The 23,937-nt window shown below is 49.3% G+C and carries 19 protein-coding genes, 1 tRNA gene and 1 other RNA gene; 10 read left to right on the top strand and 11 right to left on the bottom strand.

Going from position 1 to position 23,937, the window contains the following annotated elements:
* Positions 1-35 precede the first annotated feature (35 nt).
* Positions 36-2,630 carry a DNA gyrase subunit A gene (gyrA, locus tag JMM79_02120; GenBank protein ID QQY08049.1) on the bottom strand — a complete coding sequence of 865 codons (2,595 nt, stop codon included), beginning with the start codon at positions 2,628-2,630 and terminating at the stop codon, positions 36-38.
* A gap of 5 nt (positions 2,631-2,635) precedes the next feature.
* On the bottom strand, positions 2,636-5,149 hold the full coding sequence (gene gyrB, locus JMM79_02115; protein QQY08048.1) for a DNA topoisomerase (ATP-hydrolyzing) subunit B: 2,514 nt from the start codon (positions 5,147-5,149) through the stop codon (positions 2,636-2,638).
* 207 nt (positions 5,150-5,356) lie between these two features.
* On the opposite strand from gyrB, the gene JMM79_02110 reads away from it, so the two are divergent.
* Positions 5,357-5,428: transfer RNA gene (locus tag JMM79_02110), tRNA-Lys, on the top strand.
* 239 nt (positions 5,429-5,667) lie between these two features.
* On the opposite strand, the gene JMM79_02105 is transcribed toward JMM79_02110, so the two are convergent.
* The 3 genes from JMM79_02105 to JMM79_02095 all read right to left on the bottom strand — a co-directional run bounded on the left by JMM79_02105 (position 5,668) and on the right by JMM79_02095 (position 8,205).
* Positions 5,668-6,195 (bottom strand): dihydrofolate reductase, encoded by a 528-nt coding sequence (locus tag JMM79_02105; GenBank protein ID QQY08047.1) that lies wholly within the window; start codon positions 6,193-6,195, stop codon positions 5,668-5,670.
* Complete coding sequence (locus JMM79_02100) at positions 6,192-6,986, bottom strand: thymidylate synthase (protein QQY08046.1); 795 nt, start codon at positions 6,984-6,986, stop codon at positions 6,192-6,194. The genes JMM79_02105 and JMM79_02100 overlap by 4 nt, the downstream gene beginning before the upstream one ends.
* A gap of 361 nt (positions 6,987-7,347) precedes the next feature.
* Positions 7,348-8,205, bottom strand: a complete 858-nt coding sequence (locus JMM79_02095; protein QQY08045.1) for a YIP1 family protein — start codon at positions 8,203-8,205, stop codon at positions 7,348-7,350.
* A gap of 100 nt (positions 8,206-8,305) precedes the next feature.
* Between JMM79_02095 and JMM79_02090 the strand changes: the two genes are divergently transcribed.
* Complete coding sequence (locus tag JMM79_02090; protein QQY08044.1) at positions 8,306-8,869, top strand: thioredoxin family protein; 564 nt, start codon at positions 8,306-8,308, stop codon at positions 8,867-8,869.
* A gap of 4 nt (positions 8,870-8,873) precedes the next feature.
* Here JMM79_02090 and JMM79_02085 read toward each other — a convergent pair whose 3' ends face one another.
* Positions 8,874-10,679 (bottom strand): amino acid permease, encoded by a 1,806-nt coding sequence (locus JMM79_02085; GenBank protein ID QQY08043.1) that lies wholly within the window; start codon positions 10,677-10,679, stop codon positions 8,874-8,876.
* 156 nt (positions 10,680-10,835) lie between these two features.
* Between JMM79_02085 and rnpB the strand changes: the two genes are divergently transcribed.
* Both rnpB and JMM79_02075 read left to right on the top strand, forming a co-directional pair.
* Positions 10,836-11,300: RNase P RNA component class A (rnpB, locus tag JMM79_02080), an RNA gene on the top strand.
* 322 nt (positions 11,301-11,622) lie between these two features.
* Positions 11,623-12,417, top strand: a complete 795-nt coding sequence (locus JMM79_02075; GenBank protein ID QQY08042.1) for a type III pantothenate kinase — start codon at positions 11,623-11,625, stop codon at positions 12,415-12,417.
* Between the two features lie 135 nt (positions 12,418-12,552).
* Here JMM79_02075 and JMM79_02070 read toward each other — a convergent pair whose 3' ends face one another.
* The 5 genes from JMM79_02070 to rpsN form a co-directional block, all read right to left on the bottom strand.
* On the bottom strand, positions 12,553-13,719 hold the full coding sequence (locus JMM79_02070; GenBank protein ID QQY08041.1) for a pyridoxal phosphate-dependent aminotransferase: 1,167 nt from the start codon (positions 13,717-13,719) through the stop codon (positions 12,553-12,555).
* Between the two features lie 554 nt (positions 13,720-14,273).
* Complete coding sequence (locus JMM79_02065) at positions 14,274-14,549, bottom strand: MoaD/ThiS family protein (protein QQY08040.1); 276 nt, start codon at positions 14,547-14,549, stop codon at positions 14,274-14,276.
* 49 nt (positions 14,550-14,598) lie between these two features.
* Complete coding sequence (locus JMM79_02060; protein ID QQY08754.1) at positions 14,599-15,846, bottom strand: threonine synthase; 1,248 nt, start codon at positions 15,844-15,846, stop codon at positions 14,599-14,601.
* Positions 15,847-16,105: 259 nt separating this feature from the next.
* A complete protein-coding gene (locus JMM79_02055; GenBank protein QQY08039.1) occupies positions 16,106-17,470 on the bottom strand; it encodes an HlyC/CorC family transporter in 1,365 nt (454 codons plus the stop codon).
* Between the two features lie 218 nt (positions 17,471-17,688).
* Positions 17,689-17,958, bottom strand: a complete 270-nt coding sequence (gene rpsN, locus JMM79_02050) for a 30S ribosomal protein S14 (GenBank protein ID QQY08038.1) — start codon at positions 17,956-17,958, stop codon at positions 17,689-17,691.
* Positions 17,959-18,450: 492 nt separating this feature from the next.
* On the opposite strand from rpsN, the gene truA reads away from it, so the two are divergent.
* From truA to JMM79_02020, 6 genes are all read left to right on the top strand, one after another.
* Entirely contained in the window at positions 18,451-19,212 is a 762-nt protein-coding gene (gene truA, locus JMM79_02045; GenBank protein QQY08037.1) for a tRNA pseudouridine(38-40) synthase TruA, read from the top strand.
* 339 nt (positions 19,213-19,551) lie between these two features.
* Positions 19,552-20,565: an N-acetylmuramoyl-L-alanine amidase gene (locus JMM79_02040; protein ID QQY08036.1), complete on the top strand. Its 1,014-nt coding sequence runs from the start codon at positions 19,552-19,554 to the stop codon at positions 20,563-20,565.
* A 486-nt stretch (positions 20,566-21,051) separates the two neighbouring features.
* Positions 21,052-21,225, top strand: coding sequence for a 50S ribosomal protein L34 (gene rpmH, locus JMM79_02035; protein QQY08035.1), 174 nt, complete (start codon positions 21,052-21,054; stop codon positions 21,223-21,225).
* Positions 21,167-21,619, top strand: coding sequence for a ribonuclease P protein component (gene rnpA, locus JMM79_02030; GenBank protein ID QQY08034.1), 453 nt, complete (start codon positions 21,167-21,169; stop codon positions 21,617-21,619). Before rpmH ends, rnpA begins: the two co-directional genes overlap by 59 nt.
* Before the next feature lie 16 nt (positions 21,620-21,635).
* A complete protein-coding gene (gene yidD, locus JMM79_02025) occupies positions 21,636-21,908 on the top strand; it encodes a membrane protein insertion efficiency factor YidD (GenBank protein QQY08033.1) in 273 nt (90 codons plus the stop codon).
* Positions 21,898-23,598, top strand: coding sequence for a YidC/Oxa1 family insertase periplasmic-domain containing protein (locus tag JMM79_02020; GenBank protein QQY08712.1), 1,701 nt, complete (start codon positions 21,898-21,900; stop codon positions 23,596-23,598). The genes yidD and JMM79_02020 overlap by 11 nt, the downstream gene beginning before the upstream one ends.
* Positions 23,599-23,937: the final 339 nt, after the last annotated feature.

The raw sequence follows: 23,937 nt of genomic DNA, 5'->3' as shown, positions 1-23,937 counted from the left end.
CCCCTTCTTCCCAGCGCGGAAAGGAGAGAAGAGGCTTACACTCTCTCTGAGGCTGACCCTTCGCCAGTCGTTTGGCTCACGACAGGAGCTATCGCCTGGAGCTTCTCGCCTGCCTGCAGATTAATCAGCTTCACTCCAATGGTATTGCGTCCGGCCTCACGAATCCCAAGGATGTGAGTGCGGACTAACTGGCCTCCTGTGGTGATCAACATTAGCTCGTCTTGATCGCCGACGGCAAGTGCACCTACCACATAGCCTGTTTTACCCCCAGTTTTCATTGTAATAACTCCCTTACCACCGCGGGATTGCAGTCGATAAACGTGGAAGGGGGTGCGCTTTCCTATTCCATGTTCACCAGCAACAAGCAGTGTGGCATTAGGTCGGACGATGGTAATGCCCACCACAGCGTCCTCCTTTTCCAGACGAATGCCCAACACCCCGACCGTGTCGCGTCCTTGGTCCCTTAATTCTTCCTCATGAAAACGGATGCTCATTCCCTTACGAGTGACAAGGACCACCTCGCTATCACCGGAGGTAAGTACAGCGTCGATTAACTGATTTCCTGGTTCAATCTTGATTGCAATGATTCCCCCCTTACGAACGTTAGAGAAGTCGCCAAGATTGGACTTCTTGACGATACCACTTTCTGTGGCAAAGAGGATGTGCAAGGAAGTGTTCCAAGTGCGGTCTTCTACCGCAGCGGTGCTAGAATTTGCGGTTTTAGACTGAATTCGTAGCGTGGCAGCGATACTCTCTCCAGGCCGGAGATTGAGAAGATTGGCAATGGAGCGTCCCTTGGAGGCGCGTCCCATCTCTGGTATCTCGTACACCTTCTCGACATAGCACCGCCCAGTCTTAGTAAAGAACATCAGGTAATCGTGTGTGCTAGCTGTAAACAAATGTTCAACGAAATCTCCTTCCTGACCATTAGCATTAGCCATAGTATCCCGCGTGACCATGCCGATAACCCCCTTCCCGCCACGGCGCTGGGCGCGATAGGCACTCACAGCCGTACGCTTGATGAAGCCACCATAGGTCACTGTGATAATACAGCCCTCATTGGGAATGAGATCCTCAATGTGGATTTCACTTTCTTCGGACGCAATTCCAGTGAGACGGGCAGTAGCATACCGCTCCTGGACAGCACGCAATTCAGACTGAATGATACTCAACACACGAGATTCATTAGCCTGAATGCTCTTCAGATCCTCAATATTCTCCAAAAGTTCCTGATACTCTCCCTTGATCTTTTCTTGCTCGAGACTAGTAAGTTGGTAAAGGCGTAGCTCCAGAACTGCGTCTGCTTGCGTTGCGCTAAACGGATAACTTTCCTCAACCAGGCGAGTTGTGCTTCGAACGCAAATACCAATGGATTGCACCCGGTCCTGCGCCAGCTTATAGGCCATGAGACGAGTCTTGGCTTCCTCCCTATAATCGGCTTCCCTAGCAATGCGAACAAAGTCATCTAGGTGAGCAAGCGCTATGAGATAGCCCTCAAGTTTCTCTGCACGTTCTTCTGCCTGTCGAAGCAGAAAACGCGTGCGCCTTAAAACCACCTCACGCCGATGCTCAGTATAACACCGTATTGCTTCTTTCAGGGGAAGCAACCTTGGCTTACCGTGATCGATAGCAAGCATGTATACGGGAAAGGACGTCTCTAACTGAGTGTATTTAAAGAGATGATTGATAACAATCTTTGGCGCTGCATCCCGTTTTAGCTCGACAACCACACGAGTATTTTCGTCCGACTCGTCTCGTACTGCACTAATCTCCGTAACTATTTTCTGGCTAACAAGCTGAGCAATGCGCTCGACAAAGGCAGCACGGTTAACATTGTAGGGAATTTCCGTAATTACAATTTGCTCGCGACCACCTTTAATTTCTTCAATACCAGCCTTCCCCCGCACTTTAACCGAACCACGCCCAGTTTCAAAATATTGCCGAATTCCAGAAGTGCCATAAATCTGACAGCCAGTAGGAAAATCAGGACCCTTGATATAAGTTGACAATTCGTCGATCGTAATATCAGGATTGGCGATCGTGGCGCAGGTGGCCTCGATTGCTTCCCCCAGGTTATGCGGTGGAATACTTGTCGCCATACCAACGGCTATTCCCATGCTGCCATTAACCAGCAGGTTTGGAAATGCGGCTGGGAAAACTGTTGGTTCAGTCAGGCGCCCGTCGTAGTTAGGAACAAAGTCCACTGTTTCTCGGAAGATATCCTCCATGAGAGCTGCTCCGAGGGGTGTTAGACGCGCTTCTGTATAGCGCATTGCGGCCGGGGGGTCACCCTCCACTGACCCAAAGTTACCTTGCCCCTCTACTAATCTCTCCCGCATGGCCCAGTGCTGGGCCATATGAACAAGTGTCGGGTAAATTACCATTTCTCCATGTGGATGGTAGTTTCCACTTGTGTCACCACAGATCTTTGCACACTTAACGTGTTGGTGACCTGGGAAGAGCCGTAGGTCATACATAGCATTAAGGATACGCCGCTGAGCAGGTTTCAAACCATCACGAGCGTCCGGGAGAGCCCTGGAAATAATGACAGACATAGAGTAGTCGAGGAAAGATCGTGACATTTCCTCGGCTACATCTACTAATTCAGCCTTCTCGTTTTGCGTATGCATTAACTTCAGACGTCTAGATTGCGAACATTTAGGGCATTCTCCTCAATAAAGTGTCTCCGTGGCCCCACCATTTCCCCCATTAGGATGGTAAACGTTCTGTCTGCTTCTACCGCATTGGTCTCGTCCAACCGAACCTTCAAGAGTCTGCGTTTCCTAGGGTTCATCGTAGTCTCAAAGAGCTCCCTGGCATTCATCTCCCCCAGTCCCTTAAACCGCTTGATTTGGACACCTCTCCTGCCAATTTCCATAACAAGCTCCAAAATGTGGGGAATCGCAAATATTACATGGCGGATTTGCCGATCTCCTACAGTGCCTTCCACTACGACGAAAACAGGGGTTTTTTGAACCGAGTAGTGCTCAGCACGGAATCCCCATTTGAATAATTCACGGATAAGTTTTTCGATTCCAGCGGTCTCATGGATTGTTACTAGTCGACAGCGGCGACGAGACTGGCTCCCTGAAACCAATCCTATCCCGCTATTTGTTTCTACCTTTTCCCCAAAAAGTGCTAGGTCCTGATTAGCGGCCGCGAAGTCTTTTAATTCCTCTTCGTCGTGGAAATACCTGATGGTCTCATTGTTTCCTTCGTGAATTTGTACCAGATGCGTAGGGAGGGTTCCTTTTTTTGGGTGTGCTGATGCAAGGTAACTCCCGAAGTCTCCGCCAAGTTTTCGTACGGCGCTTCCGTACCTCTCCAGGCGTTCCAACAACCCCAGAATTTCCTTAAGTTGTAGCTGCGTAAATTCTTTTCTATCAGATAAATCCACAAGACGAACTTCCTCGGCGCCAAGCGTAAGGAGAATACGATTGAGTTGGATATCGTCTTCCACATACTCCTCATGTCTCTTGCGCTTGATTTGGTAGAGGGGGGGCTGGGCAATGTAAATACAGCCCCGCCGCACCAGCTCCTGCATCTGGCGAAAGAAAAACGTGAGCAGGAGAGCCCTGATATGGGAACCATCCACGTCGGCATCGGTCATGATGATAATTCGTCCGTAGCGAAGTTTCTCCAAGTTAAAGGATCCCTCCCCATCTCCAATCCCAATGCCTGTTCCAATTGCGGTAACCACGGCCTGAATTTCAGTATTTTGAAGGACCCTATCTAGGCGCGCTTTCTCAACGTTAATCAGCTTACCACGAATAGGAAGAATAGCCTGATAGCGACGGTCTCTACCCTGTTTAGCAGATCCTCCAGCGGAGTCCCCTTCGACGATGTAAAGTTCGGTCAGTGAGGGATCCCGCTCTGAACAATCAGAAAGTTTACCAGGCAATCCCCCTCCAGTAAGAACGCCCTTGCGAACGGTTTCCCTAGCCCGTCTTGCTGCATCCCTAGCTCGCGCGGCCATCAGGCATTTTTCCACGATCCACTTGGCGACTGTAGGAGCCTTATCAAAGTAGCCCATCATCCCTTCATATACGACAGAGTGGACAATTCCCTCCACCTCGGTATTAACAAGTTTGACCTTAGTTTGAGATTCGAATCTTGGGTTGGGCAACTTAACGCTCAAAATGCAGACGAGCCCCTCACGAACGTCCTCGCCACTTAAAAGGAAACTCCTTTCCTTAAGTAGATTATTGACTTTCACATATTGATTGATGGCTCGTGTAAGAGCTGTGCGGAATCCAGTCAAGTGTGCTCCGCCGTCTGGATTTGAAATCGAGTTACTAAAGCAGAGAATGTGATCTGAATAGGAGTCGTTATACTGTAGCACCACATCTACGAAAACATCTCCACGCTGGCTAGAGATAACAATAGGCTTAGGATGGAGAAGCTGCTTATTCTCTCCAAGCTGATGGACAAATTCGCTTATGCCGTCTTTGTAAAAGAATGTCTCGGAGCGGGGTTTTTGGACTGCATCTTCTCTTTCGTCAGAGAGGATGATTTCAAGACCAGGATTAAGGAATGCAAGCTCACGGAGCCGCACGGCCAGCCGTTCATACTTAAATTCTGTGGTGATTGTGAAAATTTCTGGATCAGGCAAAAATGAAACCACTGTTCCGGTTTGATTCCCATCCTTAAGATCTCCGAGGATTGTCAATCGCTGCGTAGTTTTACCACGTGCAAAAGCCATACGGTACACCCTACCTTCTCTTAGCACGTCCACCTGAAACCATGCAGAAAGCGCATTGACACATTTGGCACCCACGCCATGTAAGCCACCACTGTACCTGTATGCACCCTGACCAAACTTACCACCTGCATGAAGATTGGTAAGGACGAGCTCCAAGACAGGCATACCCCATTTTGGATGACTCTCTATCGGAATACCACGACCATTGTCACAGATGGACACTGACCCATCGTTATGGATGGAGACCTCAATCCGAGTGCAGAACCCCGCCAGATGCTCATCGATAGAGTTGTCGAGGACCTCAAAAACACAATGGTGCAGTCCACGCTCATCAGGGTCGCCGATGTACATGCCCGGCCGTTTGCGTACAGACTCCAATCCTTCCAGCCTATCAATCTGCTTCCACCCGTATTCCTGAGCCTTGAGATCGCTGTGCAAGCCTGCCATGAGTAAATTGCGAGGGGCAGCCGAGCTCTACCCCACTGTACGGATGAGGGTAAGAAAAGTGGGATAATAGGTACAGCTTTTTGTTCGTTGCTCTCTACCTAGTACCAGTGTATATAGAGGAGAAACTTTTTTTCAGAGAGAGTAGTCTCGTCCTGAGGCTGTAGCTTATCACTACAAGGTCTCTGGGGTTTGCTTTCTCCTCCTTACGCACCGATAGCTCAATGGCAGAGCAGTTGACTCTTAATCAATTGGTTGAAGGTTCAAGTCCTTCTCGGTGCAGGAAGTCACGCTTTCCTCCCCCTTACAAGTTGCTAGGGGACTGCACTGGGGCCGCGCAAAAGGTGTGGTGGGCATCTTGTTAGGATGGTTGCTTGATTCGCTTTTCTCTCCTATATTCATGCGAAGCGAGTGGGTTTTAACGCAAGTGAGGAGACTACCCCGGGGATGGTGAGGAAACTGAACGAGGAGGCGAAAGCAAGCAACTAGGAAACGGCATGGGGCAGGTCAAGCTCTACTACCTACAATCTACGGTGGGTTAGACCTGGTCTGCCTTCATTTTTGGGTCCCCTCCTTAGGTAGTGCACAATCCGCATCCTCTTATTCTCCCGAATAAATGCCTTCGAATCAAACTCCTTCTCAAAGGGTGGAAAGAAGGTATCTTCCTTCAAGGAACCGTAACCCTTCACGTGGGTGACAAAGATCTCGTTGCATAGCGGCAACAAGGCTTTATAGACGCACGCCCCACCAACCACAAACACTTCCCCTCCGCTTTTTTCCACTTGCTTGCACAATCGAGCAATCACTTTCAGGTCAGAGGTACAAAGCACTCCATTCCTCGCCACTTGCAATCCTCCTTTGCGCGTGAGAACAACATTTTCTCTTCCTGGCAAAGGATGTCCAATAGAGTCATATGTCCTGCGTCCCATGATTACGGTGGCACCCCAAGTAACCTCCCTAAAAAATCTTAGGTCCTCTGGAAGCCTCCAAGGAATCCCTCCTCTATACCCGATGACGCGGTTTTCTGTTATTGCAACGATGGCTTTCATACTGAGACAGGGGCTTTAATGGTAGGATGCGGATGGTATCCGACGAGATAAAAATCTCCAAAGCGAAATTCGTCAATCTCATGTACCTTGGGATTAAGATACATCTGGGGCAAAATCCTGCACTTCCGTTGGAGCTGAAGATGTGCCTGTTCTAGATGATTTTGATAAAGGTGTAGATCCCCAAAGGTATGGACTAGCTCGAAGGGGCGGAGATTGCACACCTGCGCTACCATAAGTGTTAGCAAGGAATAGGAAGCAATGTTAAACGGAACTCCGAGAAAGAGATCTGCACTCCTCTGATAGAGGTGACAGGATATCTCACCGTCTTGAACATAAAATTGAAAAATAGCATGGCAGGGAGCCAGAACCATTTGATCAAGTTCACCAACGTTCCAGGCGGACACTACCAGCCGCCGACTGTTAGGGTTAGTGCGGATGTGGTCAATCACTGATTGAATCTGATCGACAGGTTTCCCTTCCAGGGTGCGCCAATTCCGCCATTGGGCTCCGTAAGTGCGTCCCAAACTCCCTTCAGCATCGGCCCATTTATTCCAGATGGTCACTCGATTTTCGTTTAAATAGTGGACACTAGTATCTCCTCGAAGAAACCAGAGAAGTTCATGAATAATCGAGCGCACATGCATCCTCTTTGTAGTAAGAAGAGGAAAGCACTCGCGCAGATCAAATCTCTCCTGCGCGCCAAAGACGGAAAGGGTACCAGTTTTCGTGCGGTCCAATTTCCACTTTCCCTTTTCAAGAACTAAACGGAGGAGTCGTTGATACTGTTCCATTCCACTTTTCTTCCGAGGCTAGCCTTAGAAAACGGGGTAAGAGCCGAATAGCCCTGACCCCAGCAGGATGATCCCGATACTTCCCCTGGGGAAGACCGCGGTACCATCCAAGGAAAAAACAATTCCCTCTATCTATTTCTCAACAAAAGCGCCACCAGGCAAGGCTCTCTGTCAGAGATCGAATAAGTCAAGGCTTGCGCAGCTGGAAGTAAAAAACAAAAATTCCACTTAACTCAACTCACTTAAGAGTATTGTAGAGCCAGCCCGCGGAAAACCAACACTCGGGGGCAGGTATGGACGGACCCCGTCTTTTTTTTCTGTCGCAGAAACTTCAACAGCGCAATCTACTGCAATTTCTTTTTCATGGAAAGGCCAGAAACAGAATACCCGCTCCAACACTGACAAAGAAACAGAAAGGAAGAAAGAGCACTGTCAAGGCGGCACGCCATCCCTCTATCTGGTTAACCTTCTTAAGGCCCACGATCAACAACAGGACATCAAATACAAAGGTAACTAGGATCCCTAAAAAAGGAAGCAAACGAAAAATGGCGGCTGTGGCGTCTGAATAACAAATAATTCGGAACGTAGACTCGAATCCTTTGTTTGCGCCGCCCACAAGGTACAAAATTAGGTGCAAGAAGCTAGCACGAAGTAAGCTCCCTAGGGTCGCTAGGACTGGCATAAGTGCAATCGCCATTGCAGCGCTTGCTAGGTTGAGGGAATCTACTTCAAAGAAGCTCATATTCAGCGTATTTACACCAGGCAAGCCGTGTACCAACCTCCTGAACGCTGCCGCGTAAAACCTACTGTAAGGTAGTGTACAAATCCCTACACCTACTGTTAGGATAATGACGTAGAGAATGGGGGAAAGATAATCTCCCTCGGTAGGCATTTTTGAGAAAATCTCAGCGGGATTTACCAAGAGTCCTCTAACAGTTTGCAGCAGTGCTTGTAAAAAGCCGACTTCGTGTCTTTTTTCCCATAGAGGTTCAAGCAAAAGTGTAGGGGGAATGGACACTCCTAATTTCTGTGGCGGAAGCGGCTGGAGCAAATCCTGGAATTCGGAAAGCGGCTTCCAAGCCTCCATTCCCAGAGTCCAGCCTAGGTCAGTCGGAAGAAAACGCCCGGACGCCAGGCCAGTGGATACTTCTTCCTGAGAGAACTGGCCAAGAGAACGTCGGTTTCTATTGATATGGATTGGATGGGTAAGGTATGTCACATCGCTTGCCTAGCCAAACACGCCTTTTGGGTCAACACTCAACAAAACCTCCCAATGAAAGAGTTGAGTCCTCCTCCTTTTTTTGGCACCCTCTCCCTTCATGCCTACCACCGCCAACAGCTCTATGCCTATCGGACACTTTCTGCCTGCCTTTGCCCTTCGAGACGTTGCAAAAGGTACACTTGTTTCTCATCGAGAAGCTTGTGGCAATAAAGGAGCCATCTTAATCATGTTTGTCTGTCGGCATTGTCCCTTTGTTGCTCACGTGTTGAAGGAGCTCAAACGGCTGGCTGAGGATTATCAGCCTCGTGGTGTTGCTTTCGTGTCAATTAGTTCTAACGATAGCAAAAGGTATCCTGAGGATGCTCCAGATATGCTCCGACAGATGGCCGTTGAGCATGCCTTCCCCTTTCCCCTGCTCTTCGACCAATCTCAAGAAATCGCTAAGGCATTTGGCGCTGTGTGTACACCGGATTTTTTTCTCTTCGATTCCAAAAGTCGACTAGTCTATCACGGCTGCTTGGACGAAAGTACTCCAAGCAATGGCCTGCCTGTTACTGGGGCAAACTTGCGTGCGGCTCTGGATGCTACTCTGGAAGACCGGCCCATACCTGAGAAGCAAATGCCCAGCATTGGATGCAGTATCAAGTGGGCGGAGCAATAGGAAACTAGCCGTAAATAAGGATTGGAATACTATCAGGGAGATTGGCAGCGACTTGTGAGGCTACATTTCCCTTGAGGACCTTGTCCATAGTGGAGCGATTAGAAGAACCTAAGATGAGGAAGTCCGCCCCCAGAGTTGCTGCCAGATCCACGATAATTCCCGCTGGAGCAGCGGCGCTAGCAAATACAGGTACCACCGGGATGCCACGCTCTTTACCCATCTTAAGGGCGGTGTTGAGGATAACACTTGCTTGAGGGTCCTCTTCCCAGCGTGAAGGAGCCATGTGCATCCCCGGATACAGTACCACTACCTCCCGCACGTAGAGTATATAGAGTTCAGCACGACGTAATAACGCCTCGTCAAAGGCAAACTCCAGCGCCGACGTTACTCCCCGTAGGCACACTAAAATCCTCTGAGAAGCGGCCCGAAACCGCAACACTTTTTCAATTTCCTCCGACTCAGCAATATCTGCTATTTCCCTAGAAATTGTTACCGTACGCAACCCAGACAACCTCTGTACGTAGGCTCTTAGGGAGAGTCCTATAACCAAAACGCAAAGAACGAAGAAGAGCGCATCGGGTTTGGTTCGAGCCAACGTCAGTTCGACGGCCACCAATATCAAAAAGGTAATAAACATGATCCATCGCTCGAAGGGGTGCATTGTTAGGTTCCAATTTAAGGAGCACGATCCCAGATTCACGCAGATAGCACCTACCACTCCAATCGCGTAGAGCCCAGCTAAGGCCTCAAAACTATTAGTGGAAACCAAGACTAGACAGGGGAGAGCAACTGCGATTGCCAATGGAGCAACGGGCACTCCGTGAGAATTTAAACGTAGAAAGGCCCGTGGCATTTCCCCATCTCTCGCAGTTATAAACAGTAAGCCAACGAGAGCAGTTACTGCTGTGTTCACAGCACTAAATAGGAGGAGGGAAAAAATGATACCTACCGAAAATCCATAAATCTTGGAAAATGTAACCCCAAATGCCACCCCCCCGTAAAATTCAGCTATAAAGCGAATCATGTCCTCTCCGCGTCTGAACATTTCTTGAGAGAGTTCCTCTGGTATGGAAAGCATTGCCCAGCCTAACAGGGCGGTTCCTACACTCACCTCAATGGCTACTGGTAAAATTGCCCTGAAGGCTGTTCTGCCAACTTGCGGCCTAACTACAGACGAGCCCTTATCTAGCTTGAGAATCCCTGTCAGATTCGCGATGGCCTCCACACCGCTCAGGGCCAGAATGACACTTACAAAGGAGCTCCAAGTACGCTCTATCCCCATTCCATGGACGGGTAGTTTCATAGAAAGGTGGGGCACGCTTAGAAGAAAAGTCACCACTACCACTAGAATAGTTGGAACAGCAAGAACCACAGCCAAGCTCCCACTAGGGCGAGGGCCAAAATAATTGAGAATTCCAACAGTTGAAATTACAGCAATGGTCCCGGCAAGAACGTACTGACTTGGCACTTCTAAGTAACTCAGTGCTGCCCAACCACTTAAGGCGGCAGTTACCGTTAAGTCAGCAACCAAAAGAAGCGCTCCAATTATCGCGAGCAGACGGGATTGACTCCGGGCCGATGAATAGACCCCACCTCCCTCCGGAAAACACCGACAGATTACCACGTAGTTGGCACCCACGAGGGCTGTTAGGCCACAAACAGCCAGGATAATTGGCAGAGAGGAAAACCCGGATGTTACGAATGCCAATCCTAGAACATAGGCCTTACTTGTTCCCCAATCTCCGTAGAGAAGTGCCGCTGCACGGGGCCAATCTAGGTTCCTTGGCCTACGAAATTCAATAGTCTCCATGACAGGTACCACCAGTGGTAAGACAATACGTACCCTTTGAGAATACTCTGAAGCAAGTGATAGAAGAAATTCCCACCAATTTAAGCGGCGTCAATGTTTAAAGCATTTTTTAGGTTGTCATTTACCTCTCTTTTCCCTATCCTCTTCCCAGGAAGGATGGGCGAGGGATGGCTGCTTTATCTCCAGGTGATAAAGAGGAAAGTCCGGACACCAGAAGGCAGCATGCCACGTAAAGAGAAGGGGAGAAGGGAAGAAGAAAAACGCGTGGGAGTGTGGTACGTAAGTTCTGCACGACGGAAAGTGTCACAGAGAATAGACAGCCAGCTTGCCGGGCTTGCTCGGCTTGTCTGGAAATGGTGAAAAGGCGGGGTAAGAGCCCACCACCCCAAGCGTAAGCGAGGGGGTATGAAAAACCCCATGTGGTGCAAGACTAAATAGGAGGATGGGTCGCCTGCCCGATGGGGGGTCGTTTCCCCCTGGAAACTCCGGGTATTAAGTCGCACCCGACCTTGGTCGGGGTCTTGTCCTACTAGATAAGACAGAGAAATGGTCATCGCATCGGTATCTTGGCTATAGCTGAGGGCTGTTGTACAGAATCCGGCTTACAACTCGTTCTTCCTTCCAGCGTTACAGTGGGGGCAACACAATGCCTAACACTTCATGTCCCCTTCCTCTAATTCCTCCCTCTGAGAGGAATTTTCTTTGCGCCGCCGGGAAATAAAGAGGAAGGGGTAGAGGTGAGGGAAAGCGAAGAGGACTCTGTGGCGGTTAACGCGTTACTGGTCTCGCTAGCCCTGTAGTTAGTGAGAGTTGTTCCTGAACTTAGATAATAAGTAAGGTCATCTTTATTTATTTCCAAAGGACTTACAACCGACCTTCCCCCCCCCCTCCGGGGGCTTTTGCAGTCTATCCCATTCCCCATCTGGCGACAGGGGTGATCTATATGGTAGGGTCGCCGCGACTGCAGTCTCTTGCATTACCCATGTATGATTCCTCACCATGCTACTTGTTGATAGATATTAGTAATACTTTTACAAAAGTTGCCTTAAGTTCCATAAAGCGACTGAAAACAATCCGCCGCATTGCTACAGCTAGACTAACAACAGGTCGCCTTAGGGCTGTTATTGCTAATTGGCCCTTTGCCTATGCGGTCATAGCATCAGTTGTACCCTCTCGAAATCCAGCAGTTGCTAGTGCTCTATCTGTTCCCATTCTCTGGGTAAATCCGGAAGCTAACTTGGGTATTTCTATCGACTATCCCAATCCAGGACACATTGGAGCCGATCGGCTCGCAAATGCCGTTGCCTGTGTCTCGCTCTACAGGATTCCAGCCATTGTGGTGGACTTTGGAACGGCCGTAACTTTTGACGTGCTTTCTACGGCCGGAAGTTATGTGGGTGGAGTCATTGCGCCCGGGCTAGCTGTGTTCAGCGAGTACCTCTACCAACGAACCGCCTTGTTACCACGAGTACGGTTACGCGAGCCACGTTCTGTCCTTGGGAAATCTAGCGAGGAAGCCATACGTTCCGGAGCTGTGATTGGCTATCGAGGCCTGATTCGAGAAATTCTCTCCCAAATCCACCACGAGCTTTTTAGCGACAGATCCACTCCATCTGTCATTGCAACCGGAGGCGATGCTAAGCTAATTGGCAACCGCTTACCATTCTTCGACACGATCAATCCGAAGTTAACCTTGGAGGGCCTTCGACTGATTGCCACTAGAAGCTTCAAAAGCTGAGGACAATTCCGACCTTTTAAGTCAACCTTACTACTCCGTGTTGCCCCTCCTTTTTTATTGCCCCCCTTTTTCTTCTCCAAGGTGAAAACACCCAGACTCTCCCTCAGTTTCTCCACAATCGACCATAGGAGTGTTCTAGATCATCTGACAAAACTCCTCAAAACGATCCAATCCCTTTTTAATTATATCCATGCTGGCAGCGTAGCTAATCCTAATGGTTTGATCATTTCCGAAGGCAATTCCTGGGATTGCAACAACATTTGTCTTACTTAATAGGCGATCTACGAAATTCTGGGAGCCTAGCCCTAGCTGACCAATGTTGATAAGCACATAAAAAGCACCCTGAGGTACAACGGTTGTAACTCTGGGAATTTTAGAAATACGGCTTAGTACATATTTTCTACGGAGATTGAGTTCTTCTCGCATATCGGCTACACACTGTTGACTGCCCTTTAATGCAGCGATAGCTCCTCTCTGGGAAAAGGAGCAAGGGTTAGAGGTGCTGTGACTTTGTATAGAGTCAACTGCGCAGGCTATTGGTTCGGGAGCCCCCAAGTAACCGAGACGCCAACCGGTCATGGCATAGGCCTTACTGAGCCCGTTGACGGTAATGGTTAGCCCATACGCTTCAGATGTCAGTGAAGCAACACTTACGTGCTCGGCATCGTCATAGATGAGCTTCTCATAGATCTCATCTGAGAGAATATAAATTCCTTCTTCAACAGCTACCTTAGAAATTGCACGCAGTTCTTCGACAGTGTAGACAGAACCTGATGGATTGCCTGGTGAGTTTACTATAATCATCTTTGTTTTAGGCGTCATAGCGTTCTCAAATTCCGAAGCGGTCAGCTTCCAGGCGCTTTCTTCTCGAGTAGGAACCACAACAGGTGTACCACCCGCTAGCCGCACCATTTCCAGATAGCTCAACCAGTACGGGGCCGGGATGATCACTTCGTCTCCCTCTTCAATGCAAGCCATGATAGCATTGTAACAGGATTGCTTGGCACCGTTGCTGACAACGATTTGACTGTCTGGGTTGTACTCTAGGCGATTGTCTAGCCAAAATTTCTCGGAAATGGCCTTGCGCAACTCAAAAATCCCTGAGCTGGCAGTATACTTGGTACATCCTTCCTCCAAAGCAGAAATAGCGGCAGCTTTAATATGCCTAGGTGTGTCGAAGTCAGGTTCGCCAGTACCGAAACTATAAATGTCGATGCCTGAGGCTTTCATAGCTTTGGACTTACTGTCAATAGTAAGGGTGAGAGATGGAGCTAGTTCTTTAAGGCGGGACGAGATATCCATGATAGAAAAATAATCCTTTTTTGAGTTATGGCAGAAGAAGGCAGATAGAAAGGCAAAAAAAAGATACCAGGCTGTGCGACTATAAGCCACCCTATCTCGTCACTGGACTTGAACTTGAACTACCTTCCTCTATGGGGAGAGGAGACGAGGGACTGCCCATTTGGCGGTTTTGCTTTTTTCAGAAAACTCTTCTGGAGAAGCATCAAAGGGGGGGTTGTTTCTGTGTTGGGGAATCTACTTCCCTTAAGGAAAACCCCCTCCTGGGGGGCGCCTCTTCTTTTTTTTCAAACCACAAGCACGACGACCCCCCTGCCCCTACCGCACGCGTACAGATAAAGAGAGGCTATGGCGCAAACTTCAACTGAAGGAGCAAAACCTACTAGCTTCGGAACCCCGTACTGGGCTAATCAATTTCAGTGTACCACCGGTCATGTAAGGCCGCACAACTTCTATCTCCTCTCCTCCTTCCATGAAGGACTTCCATTAGACTTCCCCTTTCCAAGCCCTTAGCTTAGCAAGAAAAAAAGATTTTTTCCTACGGATCCCCTAGTAACTTAGCCACCAGCAATCGCTGGAAGAATACTAACCTCATCTCCGTCTGCAACAGGCGTAGCCTTCTCCTGGAGAAACCGAATATCTTCACCATTGACAAAAATATTAATAAAGCGGCGAACGTCTCCGTTTGCGTCACAAATACGTTCTCCAATGCCTGGGTAAGTCTGATCAAGCCGAACGAGAACCTCAGCAACGGTAGTACCCTCCACAGTGACAACATCTGCCTCGGAGGTCAGTTTACGCAGCGGAGCGGGAATACGGATATGAATTGACATGGGAGCAGATTGCAAAAAACAAGGTGCATAGGGAAGAACCATCTAGTGGCTAACCCAACATAAAGCACTTGTCAAACGCAGAAATGGAGGGTTCAATGACGCGAACCGCCTCGGATTGTCCACTAACGGCTTCCTGGGTTTTTAGTCCATTGCCAGTAATGCAAAGGACAATCGTGCTATCGCGCAAGATGCTTCCATTCTCGATGAGCTTCTTGGCACAAGCGACAGTGACCCCCCCTGCAGGCTCGGCAAAGATGCCCTCATATTCTGCAAGGAATTGCATACCATGGATAATTTCTTCATCAGTAACGTCCTCACAACTTCCTCCGGTCTTCCACATAGTATGAATAGCGTAGTAACCGTCAGCCGGAGTGCCAATAGCTAGGGACTTTGCAATGGTCTGAGGGCAGGAAACGGGTTTCACAACGTCGGTGTTCTGTCTGAAGGCTGTACTGATCGGAGAGCAGCCCGTGGCTTGTGCCCCGTGGATAGAAAAGGGGATCTCCTTAACTAGTCCGACGAGAGCAGCTTCTTGGTATGCTTTATAAACCTTGGTAAGCAAGGAACCGCTGGCCATACAAGCTACCGTATGATCAGGGATGCGCCACCCGAGTTGCTCCAGAATTTCAAAGCCTATCGTCTTAGAGCCTTCAGCATAATACGGGCGAAGATTAACGTTAACAAACCCCCATCCATATTTCCCAACAATTTCCAAGCAGAGCCGATTCACGAGGTCATATGAACCCCGGACGCCGACGACTCGGGTTCCGTATACGAGGGAGGCCAGCACTTTGCCTTGCTCTAGATTATGAGGAATAAAGACATAGCTTTTCATGCCAGCCGCAGCAGCATGAGCAGCCACAGAATTTGCGAGATTGCCCGTTGAAGCACAAGCGACCACCTGAAATCCCAGTTCTTTAGCGCGGGAGAGCGCTACGGACACCACGCGATCCTTAAAGGAAAGAGTTGGATGATTAACGCTATCATTCTTAACCCACAGTTCCTTGACGCCAAGGAATGCGGCCAATCGAACAGCGCGGATTAATGGTGTAAATCCTACCTGAAGACCAACTGTTGGCTCTCCTTCAACGGGGAGGAGCTCCTCGTAACGCCACATAGAACGTGGCCGGGCCTCGATGAGAGAGCGACTGAGAGTTTCTTTGATTGCGCGATAATCATAGACGACCTCCAATGGCCCAAAATCGAACTCGCAGACATGTATCGCCTCCTTGGGATAGAGGCGGCCACACTCGCGGCATTTGAGATTTTTAAAGTAGGGCTTCCCGTTTGGCTTCATAGACATAATGCATTTATACTATCCATACCGCTCAAGGCCAGAGATTCGACACATTCAGTAGGCGGCATATACTCTTCGATTTCCTACACGTTTCCCCGCTGCATCGGTGGTAAGCAGCAGGCCAACACTCTCTTTCATCCGGCAAGAGAAAGTCCCATGGATGGAGGCTTGATTGTGAGACAATCAAAGCAGCACAGCCCTTTCCTCCAAGGGGCTCCCGCAAAAAGTAAGTGAGAGTCATATACTCCAGCATGATTGACTACTGGAGTTTCTTGAAATGGACGCGCAGGACGCGCCGTCCATCCGTATCAATAACGGTCGCTAAGTAGTCACCAATGCAGACATGTTCCCCTTTGAAAGGAATATGACCAAGTACGGACGTAATATAGCCACCGATAGTACTTACCTCTGAGGTTCCAAAGTTAAGACTAGCCATCTCCGCAAGCTCGTAAAGGGCGAGGACTCCGTCTACTGTAAACTCCTGTTCGCTTATTTTCTGAAACTCTTGCTTTCTAGTGTCAAACTCATCCTGGATGGAACCAACAATTTCTTCCAGGATATTATCTAGGGTGACGATACCTACAGCACCTCCATATTCGTCCACAGCAACAGCCAGATGTGCATGTTTGTTAAGAAAGAGGCGGAGGAGTTTTTCTAATCCCATTATTTCCGAAACGTGGAGAAGGTCCCTACGAATTGCCATCCAATCCGTTTTACTCTCATATACCAAGGCAAGCAGATCCTTAATATGAACAAGGCCAAAGGAGTTATCTAGGTGTCCACGGCAAAGGGGCAGGCGAGTGTGGCGTGAGGTAATGGCTCGACGTATCTCTTGATTGAAAGGTTCCTCGACATCAAGGTAGACTACCTCTCCACGGGGTGTCATGATATCTCTGACTACGCGTCTACGCAGATCCAATATGTTAATGAGGAACTCTTTCCCCATAGAGGTGACTTTCTCGGATTTCTCACTCTCAGAGAGGATCATACGTAGCTCTTCTTCACTATGAACAAGTTCAGAGCTTTTAGCAGGTTGGATGTGCAGAACATGTCGTAGGAGCGCGCTGGACAGCCAGTTTAGTAATTGAATAAAAGGGCGGAAAAGCCAGTGAAACCACTGGAGCGGACGGCTAACAAAGAGTGTAATGGGCAGGGCTTTACAAATGGCCAGGGACTTCGGAGTCATTTCTCCAAAGACGATATGTACTATAGTAACCGTGAGAAGCCCAAAAAAGGTTGAAGTACCGTGAATAATTGCTGGTGTTTGAATGCCTACCTTGTAGATAAGTGGAGCGATCATACTGGCTAGGAACGGTTCACCAATCCAACCCAATGCTAAGCTTGCAATGGTGATTCCTAATTGGGTAGCAGAGAGGTAGGCATCTAGGCTGGAGGTGACTTTCTTTGCCTCTTGAGCCGCGCGATTACCCCCTTCCAGGAGGGTTTCTAACTGAGTGGAGCGTACCTTAACGATGGCAAATTCTGAGGCAACAAAAAAACTGTTCACGAGCACAAGGAGGAAAATTGCGCAGAATTTGAAAAGGATAAGGTCTGGAAAGTCCCATTCTGTGATGGCCCTTCCTGGGGAATCCACCAAAAATGGGCGGGTGACGGCTAGATTCATGAAGTCATCGAGGCGACGAGGGAAAAACCAATGGGAAAGGGAATGCAGCTGCAGCCATAGCCGCCTCCCGGAAACTTCTCCTTCGAGAAGGCTCCCCTCGGGAGGTACTCCGGAAGAACATCTGAGAACATCTATAGTAGAGTAGAGAGTGCAGCACCGGGGGGCATTTCGCGGTGACGACAAAGGAGGGTTCTCTGCGGCCCCCTGCTCTCCTGTTGCTACCAGCTAGACCTCGTGACTCCTGGAATGAGGCCAGCAGAGGCAAGTTCACGAAAGGTGATGCGAGACAGTCGAAATCTGCGAATGAAGGCGCGGCGGCGCCCTGTGATCTGACATCGATTTACCAACCGGGTCGGACTGGCATCGCGAGGAAGCTGAGCCAGGGACACATAATCCCTCTTGGCCCTAAGCTCGGCCCGCAGGGCAGCATACTTTTGAACCGTTCTGAGTTTGCGCTTGTCTCGCTCAAGCCACGATTTCTTTGCCATAACGATCGCAACACCGTATTTAAAGAAGCCTTCCCTTCCTTGCAAGGAAATTTTCGTGGGTAGGATCTCAATGTAGGGCGTGCCGATAGACTAATCAGAGTTAGGGGGCTGTGCGTATCTGGTCAGTCGCGGACCAACCACCAACTTTATAGGGGGGAGGTTGGGTCTCCACCAATTTGGGCGTAAGTAAGGCCACGCACAAGATGTCTAAAATCGACGCAGAATGGCAAGTGGATGAGTGGTTAGTAATTTCTTGCTTCCCAGCAATATTTTGAGAGGTGCCGGCTTGTAAAAGCACTCGAAAAAAATCTGCTGCCTGCGAGACTGTCGGGCAGTGGAGACAAAAGTGTGTTCCTACTCCATCTCACAGACAAGATAGATTAGATAAGAAAGCGATAAGAAAGCCGCTGCGTCGGACGAGTAGGGCTGCGTAAAGTAGAGGAGCTGGAAGAATACCTTTTGTGAAGCTGGACCTTGGATGCGTTCCTGTGTATGCGATTGAAATTAATCATAAGTTACGACGGAGCGCCGTTTCTCGGATGGCAAAACCAGCTGAAAGGGGAGACAGTCCAGGGTGTCATTGAAAGGGCGTTTTTCAGGATTATTGGTAAGCGTATTACCGTTCATGGAGCCAGTAGGACAGATGCTGGTGTACACGCCTTGGCACAATGTGCTCACGCGGATATACCGGAGAGGAGAATGGATCTTTCCGATTGGCGTCGGGCGCTGAATGCTAATCTTCCCGGGGCAGTGCGCGTATCAAAAGTGTTGCAGACTACATCCAGCTTTCATGCACGCTTTACTTCCGTTGGCAAGATCTATCGGTATCGGGTCTGGAACTCGGAAGTGCTTCCCCCGTTGGAGCGTGGCCGTGTTTGGCACGTACCTAACTTTCTTGACTTCAGGGTACTGTGTTCCAACGCGACCCTCTTCGAGGGTCGACACAATTTTATATCCTTTTCAGTTAATGGAAGAAGGCCAGATAGCACTCTGCGTACACTGCACGCTGTGCGAATTAGTCGCCATTCTGGCGGGGAAGTTCGGCTGACTTTTGAGGGAGATGGATTTCTCTACAAAATGGTTCGCGTACTTGCCGGCACTCTTATACGGCTTGGGCAGAGAAGAGAGGATATCGGTCAGGTTGCCAGATTATTGCTAGGTTCTTCGGTGGAGCGGCGGAAAAGTCTATACATAGCTCCTGCACAAGGGCTATATCTTGTCCGAGTCCTTTATGGTAGGAAACCGAAATCTTGAAGATTGTGCCCGTACCCACGCCTTGCCTTCCTACGCTCTTCCGGAGCGTTGTGGTGCTTTTCGTCCCTGTAAAAATAGTAAAAATGGATCTCCCTCAGCCGTGAGTCTTCTGGACCCAAGTTTGCCTAGCCGGGGCCCCCTTTCGGAAAAGTTGTCTTTCAAAAAAAGAAACTGCCGAGTTGGAGTGCTACCGATGGCTGAAGAGCGTTTTTCTGCGATTGGTATGCAGCACTCTCCCTCATAGAATTTGGTCTATGCATAGATATCCATGTAGGAGTGGCCCACTTTTATCAAGTTCAGTAGAGACTCTCCTCTATTTCTAACAAGAGATTTAACAGTATGAAAGAGAACCACTTACACCAGTTTGGAAAACAGCCTCTCCGCTCTTGGAAGCTAGGGAAGCCTATCATACTCGTTCTCGGTGTGGCGGCTCTGCTAACTGGCAATGCATCCTCTAGTTTTAAACAGAGCATCCCTTCAGCACCTTCCTTAGTGGTCTTGAGTGAACAAAAAAGGAAGGAACTCTTTCTTGCGATCCGGAAGGGAGGCCAGGCTGGTATTCCCTCACTACCAATCGCTCCATCGGCAGCGGCGACACAGCCTTGCTCGAATTCCCGTAAAGAGAATATTTTCGCTGCCAGCTGGTCTTCAGATCCCCCCGATAGAGCACTAATAGCTCAACCGATTTTCCCAAGGAAGCCACCATCCCCTCAGGTAAGGAGTCGATTAGCTTCAGATAAAGGCAGTCCTAGTAACACGGTCGTTAGGACAGTCCATGCTGTTAAATCCGTCCCTCGGCGGAAGCCTGTAATCGCTTGCCGAAGCGTCAAACATCCCAGAAGGGCATATCGGTTTCTAACACCCGCTGTACGCCAGGCTATTGATCAGGCTCCTGTGAGGAGAGGACGGTGGAAGTATATCATCGTACACAATAGTGGAACCAGAAGGGGCAACGCTCGTGCTTTTGATGCTTATCATCGGCGAGTACGCCGGATGAAAAACGGACTTGCCTACCACTTTGTTGTAGGCAACGGCAGACTTTCTAGGGATGGAGAGATTGAGGTTGGTAATCGCTGGAGAAGGCAGATCAATGGCGGGCACGTAGCAAGCGACCGACTGAATAACATTGCTATAGGGATCTGTCTAGTGGGGGATTTCAATCGACATACACCGACCCCGCAACAGCTGGCTGCTTTCGAAGAGCTTACTTCTTGCTTGCAGGCCCGTGTTGGGCGTTCCAAAAGGCGCCGGGTCATGGTGCGTGGTCACATGGAGGTAAATTCTAGGCCTACAGACTGTCCTGGTCGGCGGTTTTCTCTGCACTGGCTACACGGGAGATTTCCAGGTGGGTGAAGGCTTTTAATAACGTGTACCACATACCCTGTTCCGTCATTCGCCCTCTTCCATTCTCATGCCTTGGGGTGGGGCTAGGAAGAAAGGGACTCCAGGAGATCTAGGAAAAGGCCTCAGGGAGGCATAGAAGATCCTGCCACCCCCCTTATTGTTATCGCTCTAGGAATCTGATGGGAAATGGAGGGAGTAGTATTGTGCATTAACCAAACATAGAGTCAGAGGCGGGCTACCTGTCTGCTGGACTGCGCTACTCGGTATGTGAAGGACCTACCATTTTCTAGCTTTTCTTTTTGGACAGAGAGCCGGCGGCTTGTTGCCACGCACTCTGCCACGGGCAGCTGTTTCCCTCATCTGAGACCTCTCCACCGTACACTAAGGGAAGGTTGTAGAGCCCCTCGGGGAGGTCTCTTCTCTACCTGAAGGGATTTCCAAGTTGACACTAGGTGGGAATGTCTTCACGGTGGAACCCATCGATTTCTGTTTTTCATGAAACGCACTTATCAACCATCCAAACGCGCGCGGAAGCGGCAGTTTGGCTTCCGGGCACGCATGAAAACAAAGACAGGACGGGCCATTTTAAGTAGCCGGCGTCAACGCGGACGTGAGCGCCTACTCCCAAAAGGGGCCGAAGTTACCTACCAACGGCATACTAGAGCCTAAAGTGGAAGGCCAGATTTCAGAACTAGTTACTGCTGGCTATGGTCGACCAAAGGTTGCACAGCTGACTTCTTCCAGGGACTTTCGTAGAGTGACGCGGCTTGGTAAAACAGTCCGCTCTTCCTCCCTGCGCATCTCCTGCCTAATGACTGAGGGCGCTGAGGGGGGGGATGTGCATCGCGGCAGTTTACGGATTGGATTAGTGGTATCTAAGAAAGTCGGGGGGGCGGTGGTAAGAAACCGCCTCCGGCGTAGGTTGAGGGAGATTTTTCGCAAGCTCCACCCACAAGGTATCTCTCACCATTGGATGGTGGTTATAGCACAATCTGGAGCGGATTCAACTGCATTTCCAGAACTAGAGAGGGAGTGCCTGTTTCTTGTACGCAAGCTTTTTTGATTGCACCTTCTCCCTCATGAGAAAATTCCTTTTTTTGCTCCCATTGAATGGATACCGTTTCCTTATTTCCCCTTGTCTCCATATCCTAGTTGGGCCAGGCTATGGATGTCGATTTGAGCCTACTTGCTCCCGATATGCAATGGAGGCTATCTGGCTACACGGGTTTTTACGGGGGTCAATGCTAGCGCTCTCCCGTATTTGTAAATGCCATCCCTGGGGTGGATGGGGCCACGATCCAATCCCGGAGCTTCATCCTGAGGCCCCTGTTTCCAAATTACATGGACCGTAAGTCTTGGGCAGGGCTTGCCCTGTCCATCATCAGTCTAACCGCCTGGGAGTGGTATTATCTCAAGAACTTTGCTCCAGGACAAAACTACCCAGAGAAGCCCTCTCAGACAACTTTTGCCCCTCCCTCTTCGGTCTTATCCCCTCCACACCTCCCTTCTTCCGCAGCACCAATCACCTTTAAGACTGCTATACTACGTAACACCATAGCAGACTATTGGTTTACCAGCTTTTTGGGTGGGCTCTCAAAAATTGCCGTTCAAAAACATCTAGGAGATAATCATAGGCCAATTGCGCTCAACAGCGATTCCAAACTCCCCATCGGGGCTCTATGGGTGTCTCCTACCGACCTCTTAGGGGGTTTTGCGATGGTGGTCGACAGAGCTGCACAGTCTATATGTTTTACCAAAACCTCCAAAAATGGCATACAGATTACTAAGCGCTTTTTTCTCCTTCCTGACAGAGACTGGTCCAATCAATATAAAATCCGGCTTGAGGTTGCCTTTTATAATCCAACTTCTTCCGGTGTCAGCTGGCCTTCCTACTGGATTAGCGTTGGGAACGCAGTTCCTATTCACCCCAATGATCTCCCAAGCTACACTCAATTTAATTGGTCAAACGGCAGTAAATTAACTTCCATTGATATAGACTGGTTCGACGGCTCCAGAGTACCACTTCTTGGGATTGAAAGACGTGCACCTACCAAATTTTACCAGTATGGAGCCACTTCTGTTAGGTGGGCTGCCGTGAGCAACCAGTACTTTTGTACCTTTCTTGTAGTGTCTGATTCTTCAGGGAATAGTGTATGGGCAAGTCGGACACCCCCGCAAGGCAACAATACGCAGTCATACGGAATCAAGGGAGGAATAGGGCTATCAGGATTCCGCCTAGCACCTGGAGAGAGCAAAGTGCAATCTTTTACTATCTACTCGGGCCCCAAAGAGCTGAACCGCCTGCAAGCTATGGGCGATGGGCAAGACGGCCTCCTGCAATATGGCCCCTTCAGGTTTGTCAGCGAGTGGTTACTCTGGACAATGAACTGGCTCTATGGCGTGTTTGGAAACTACGCATGGGCCATCGTGGTACTAACATTGCTGATAAAACTGGGCCTCTGGCCTTTACAGAACAAGGCCACGCGCACCATGCGGCAGATGTCCCTACTTGCGCCGAGGGTTACCAAACTACGAGAAAAATACAAGGATGATCCTAAGAGAACGAATGAGGAAATGATGAAATTATATCGTGAATACGGCGTAAACCCCTTTGGCGGTTGCCTTCCTATGTTGATTCAAATTCCAATTTTCTTTGGGTTTTACACTATGTTGGGTACCTCTATCGAACTGAGAAATAGCTCATTCCTTTGGATCCGTGATCTTTCTCAGCCCGATACTGTGCTACACTTGCAAGGGTTTCCGATCAATCTGTTACCTATTTTGATGGCAGTCACGATGGTGTGGCAAATGGCCATTTCTCCAAAGAGTGGTGATGTGCTACAGCAAAGGATTTTTTACTTTATGCCGCTCGTTTTCCTTGCATTTTGTTACAATTACGCCAGCGGCCTAGCACTCTATTGGACTACTCAGAACATCTTTTCTATAATCCAGCTCTATCTGACCAGGAACAATCCATTGCCTCAGCTTGAGAGGAAGGTGCTGACAGCTCGGAAGAGGGACAGTTTGGTGAGTGACCAATAGAGCACCTCTGAGAGATCTTCCCCGAGACCAGGATTAGTTACTGCAAACCTGTTGAGAGCTATGCGTAAGATGCTATCCAAAAAATAGCAGGTTGGCCCCTCTGGTGGGACGCGAATTTGGTTAGCTAATCTGGTCCTGACTCCCTGCTTCATTCAGGCGCACGGAAGTGCACCTTTATCTGGAGGTTCATAGCCAAGCTGGAGGGTTGGTGCCATATAGCATAGCAAGGATAGAGATTTTCTAACTCCCGAAAACCTGTAACGCCCGCGTCTGAATCACGTGTACATCTCTCTGCATTTGGAGGATCATATGCTTCGATAGGCGGGAGTGCTACAGCTT

Source organism: Candidatus Xiphinematobacter sp., assembly GCA_016766635.1.
Lineage (GTDB): Bacteria > Verrucomicrobiota > Verrucomicrobiia > Chthoniobacterales > Xiphinematobacteraceae > Xiphinematobacter.
This window is presented reverse-complemented; position numbering and strand designations above follow the sequence as displayed.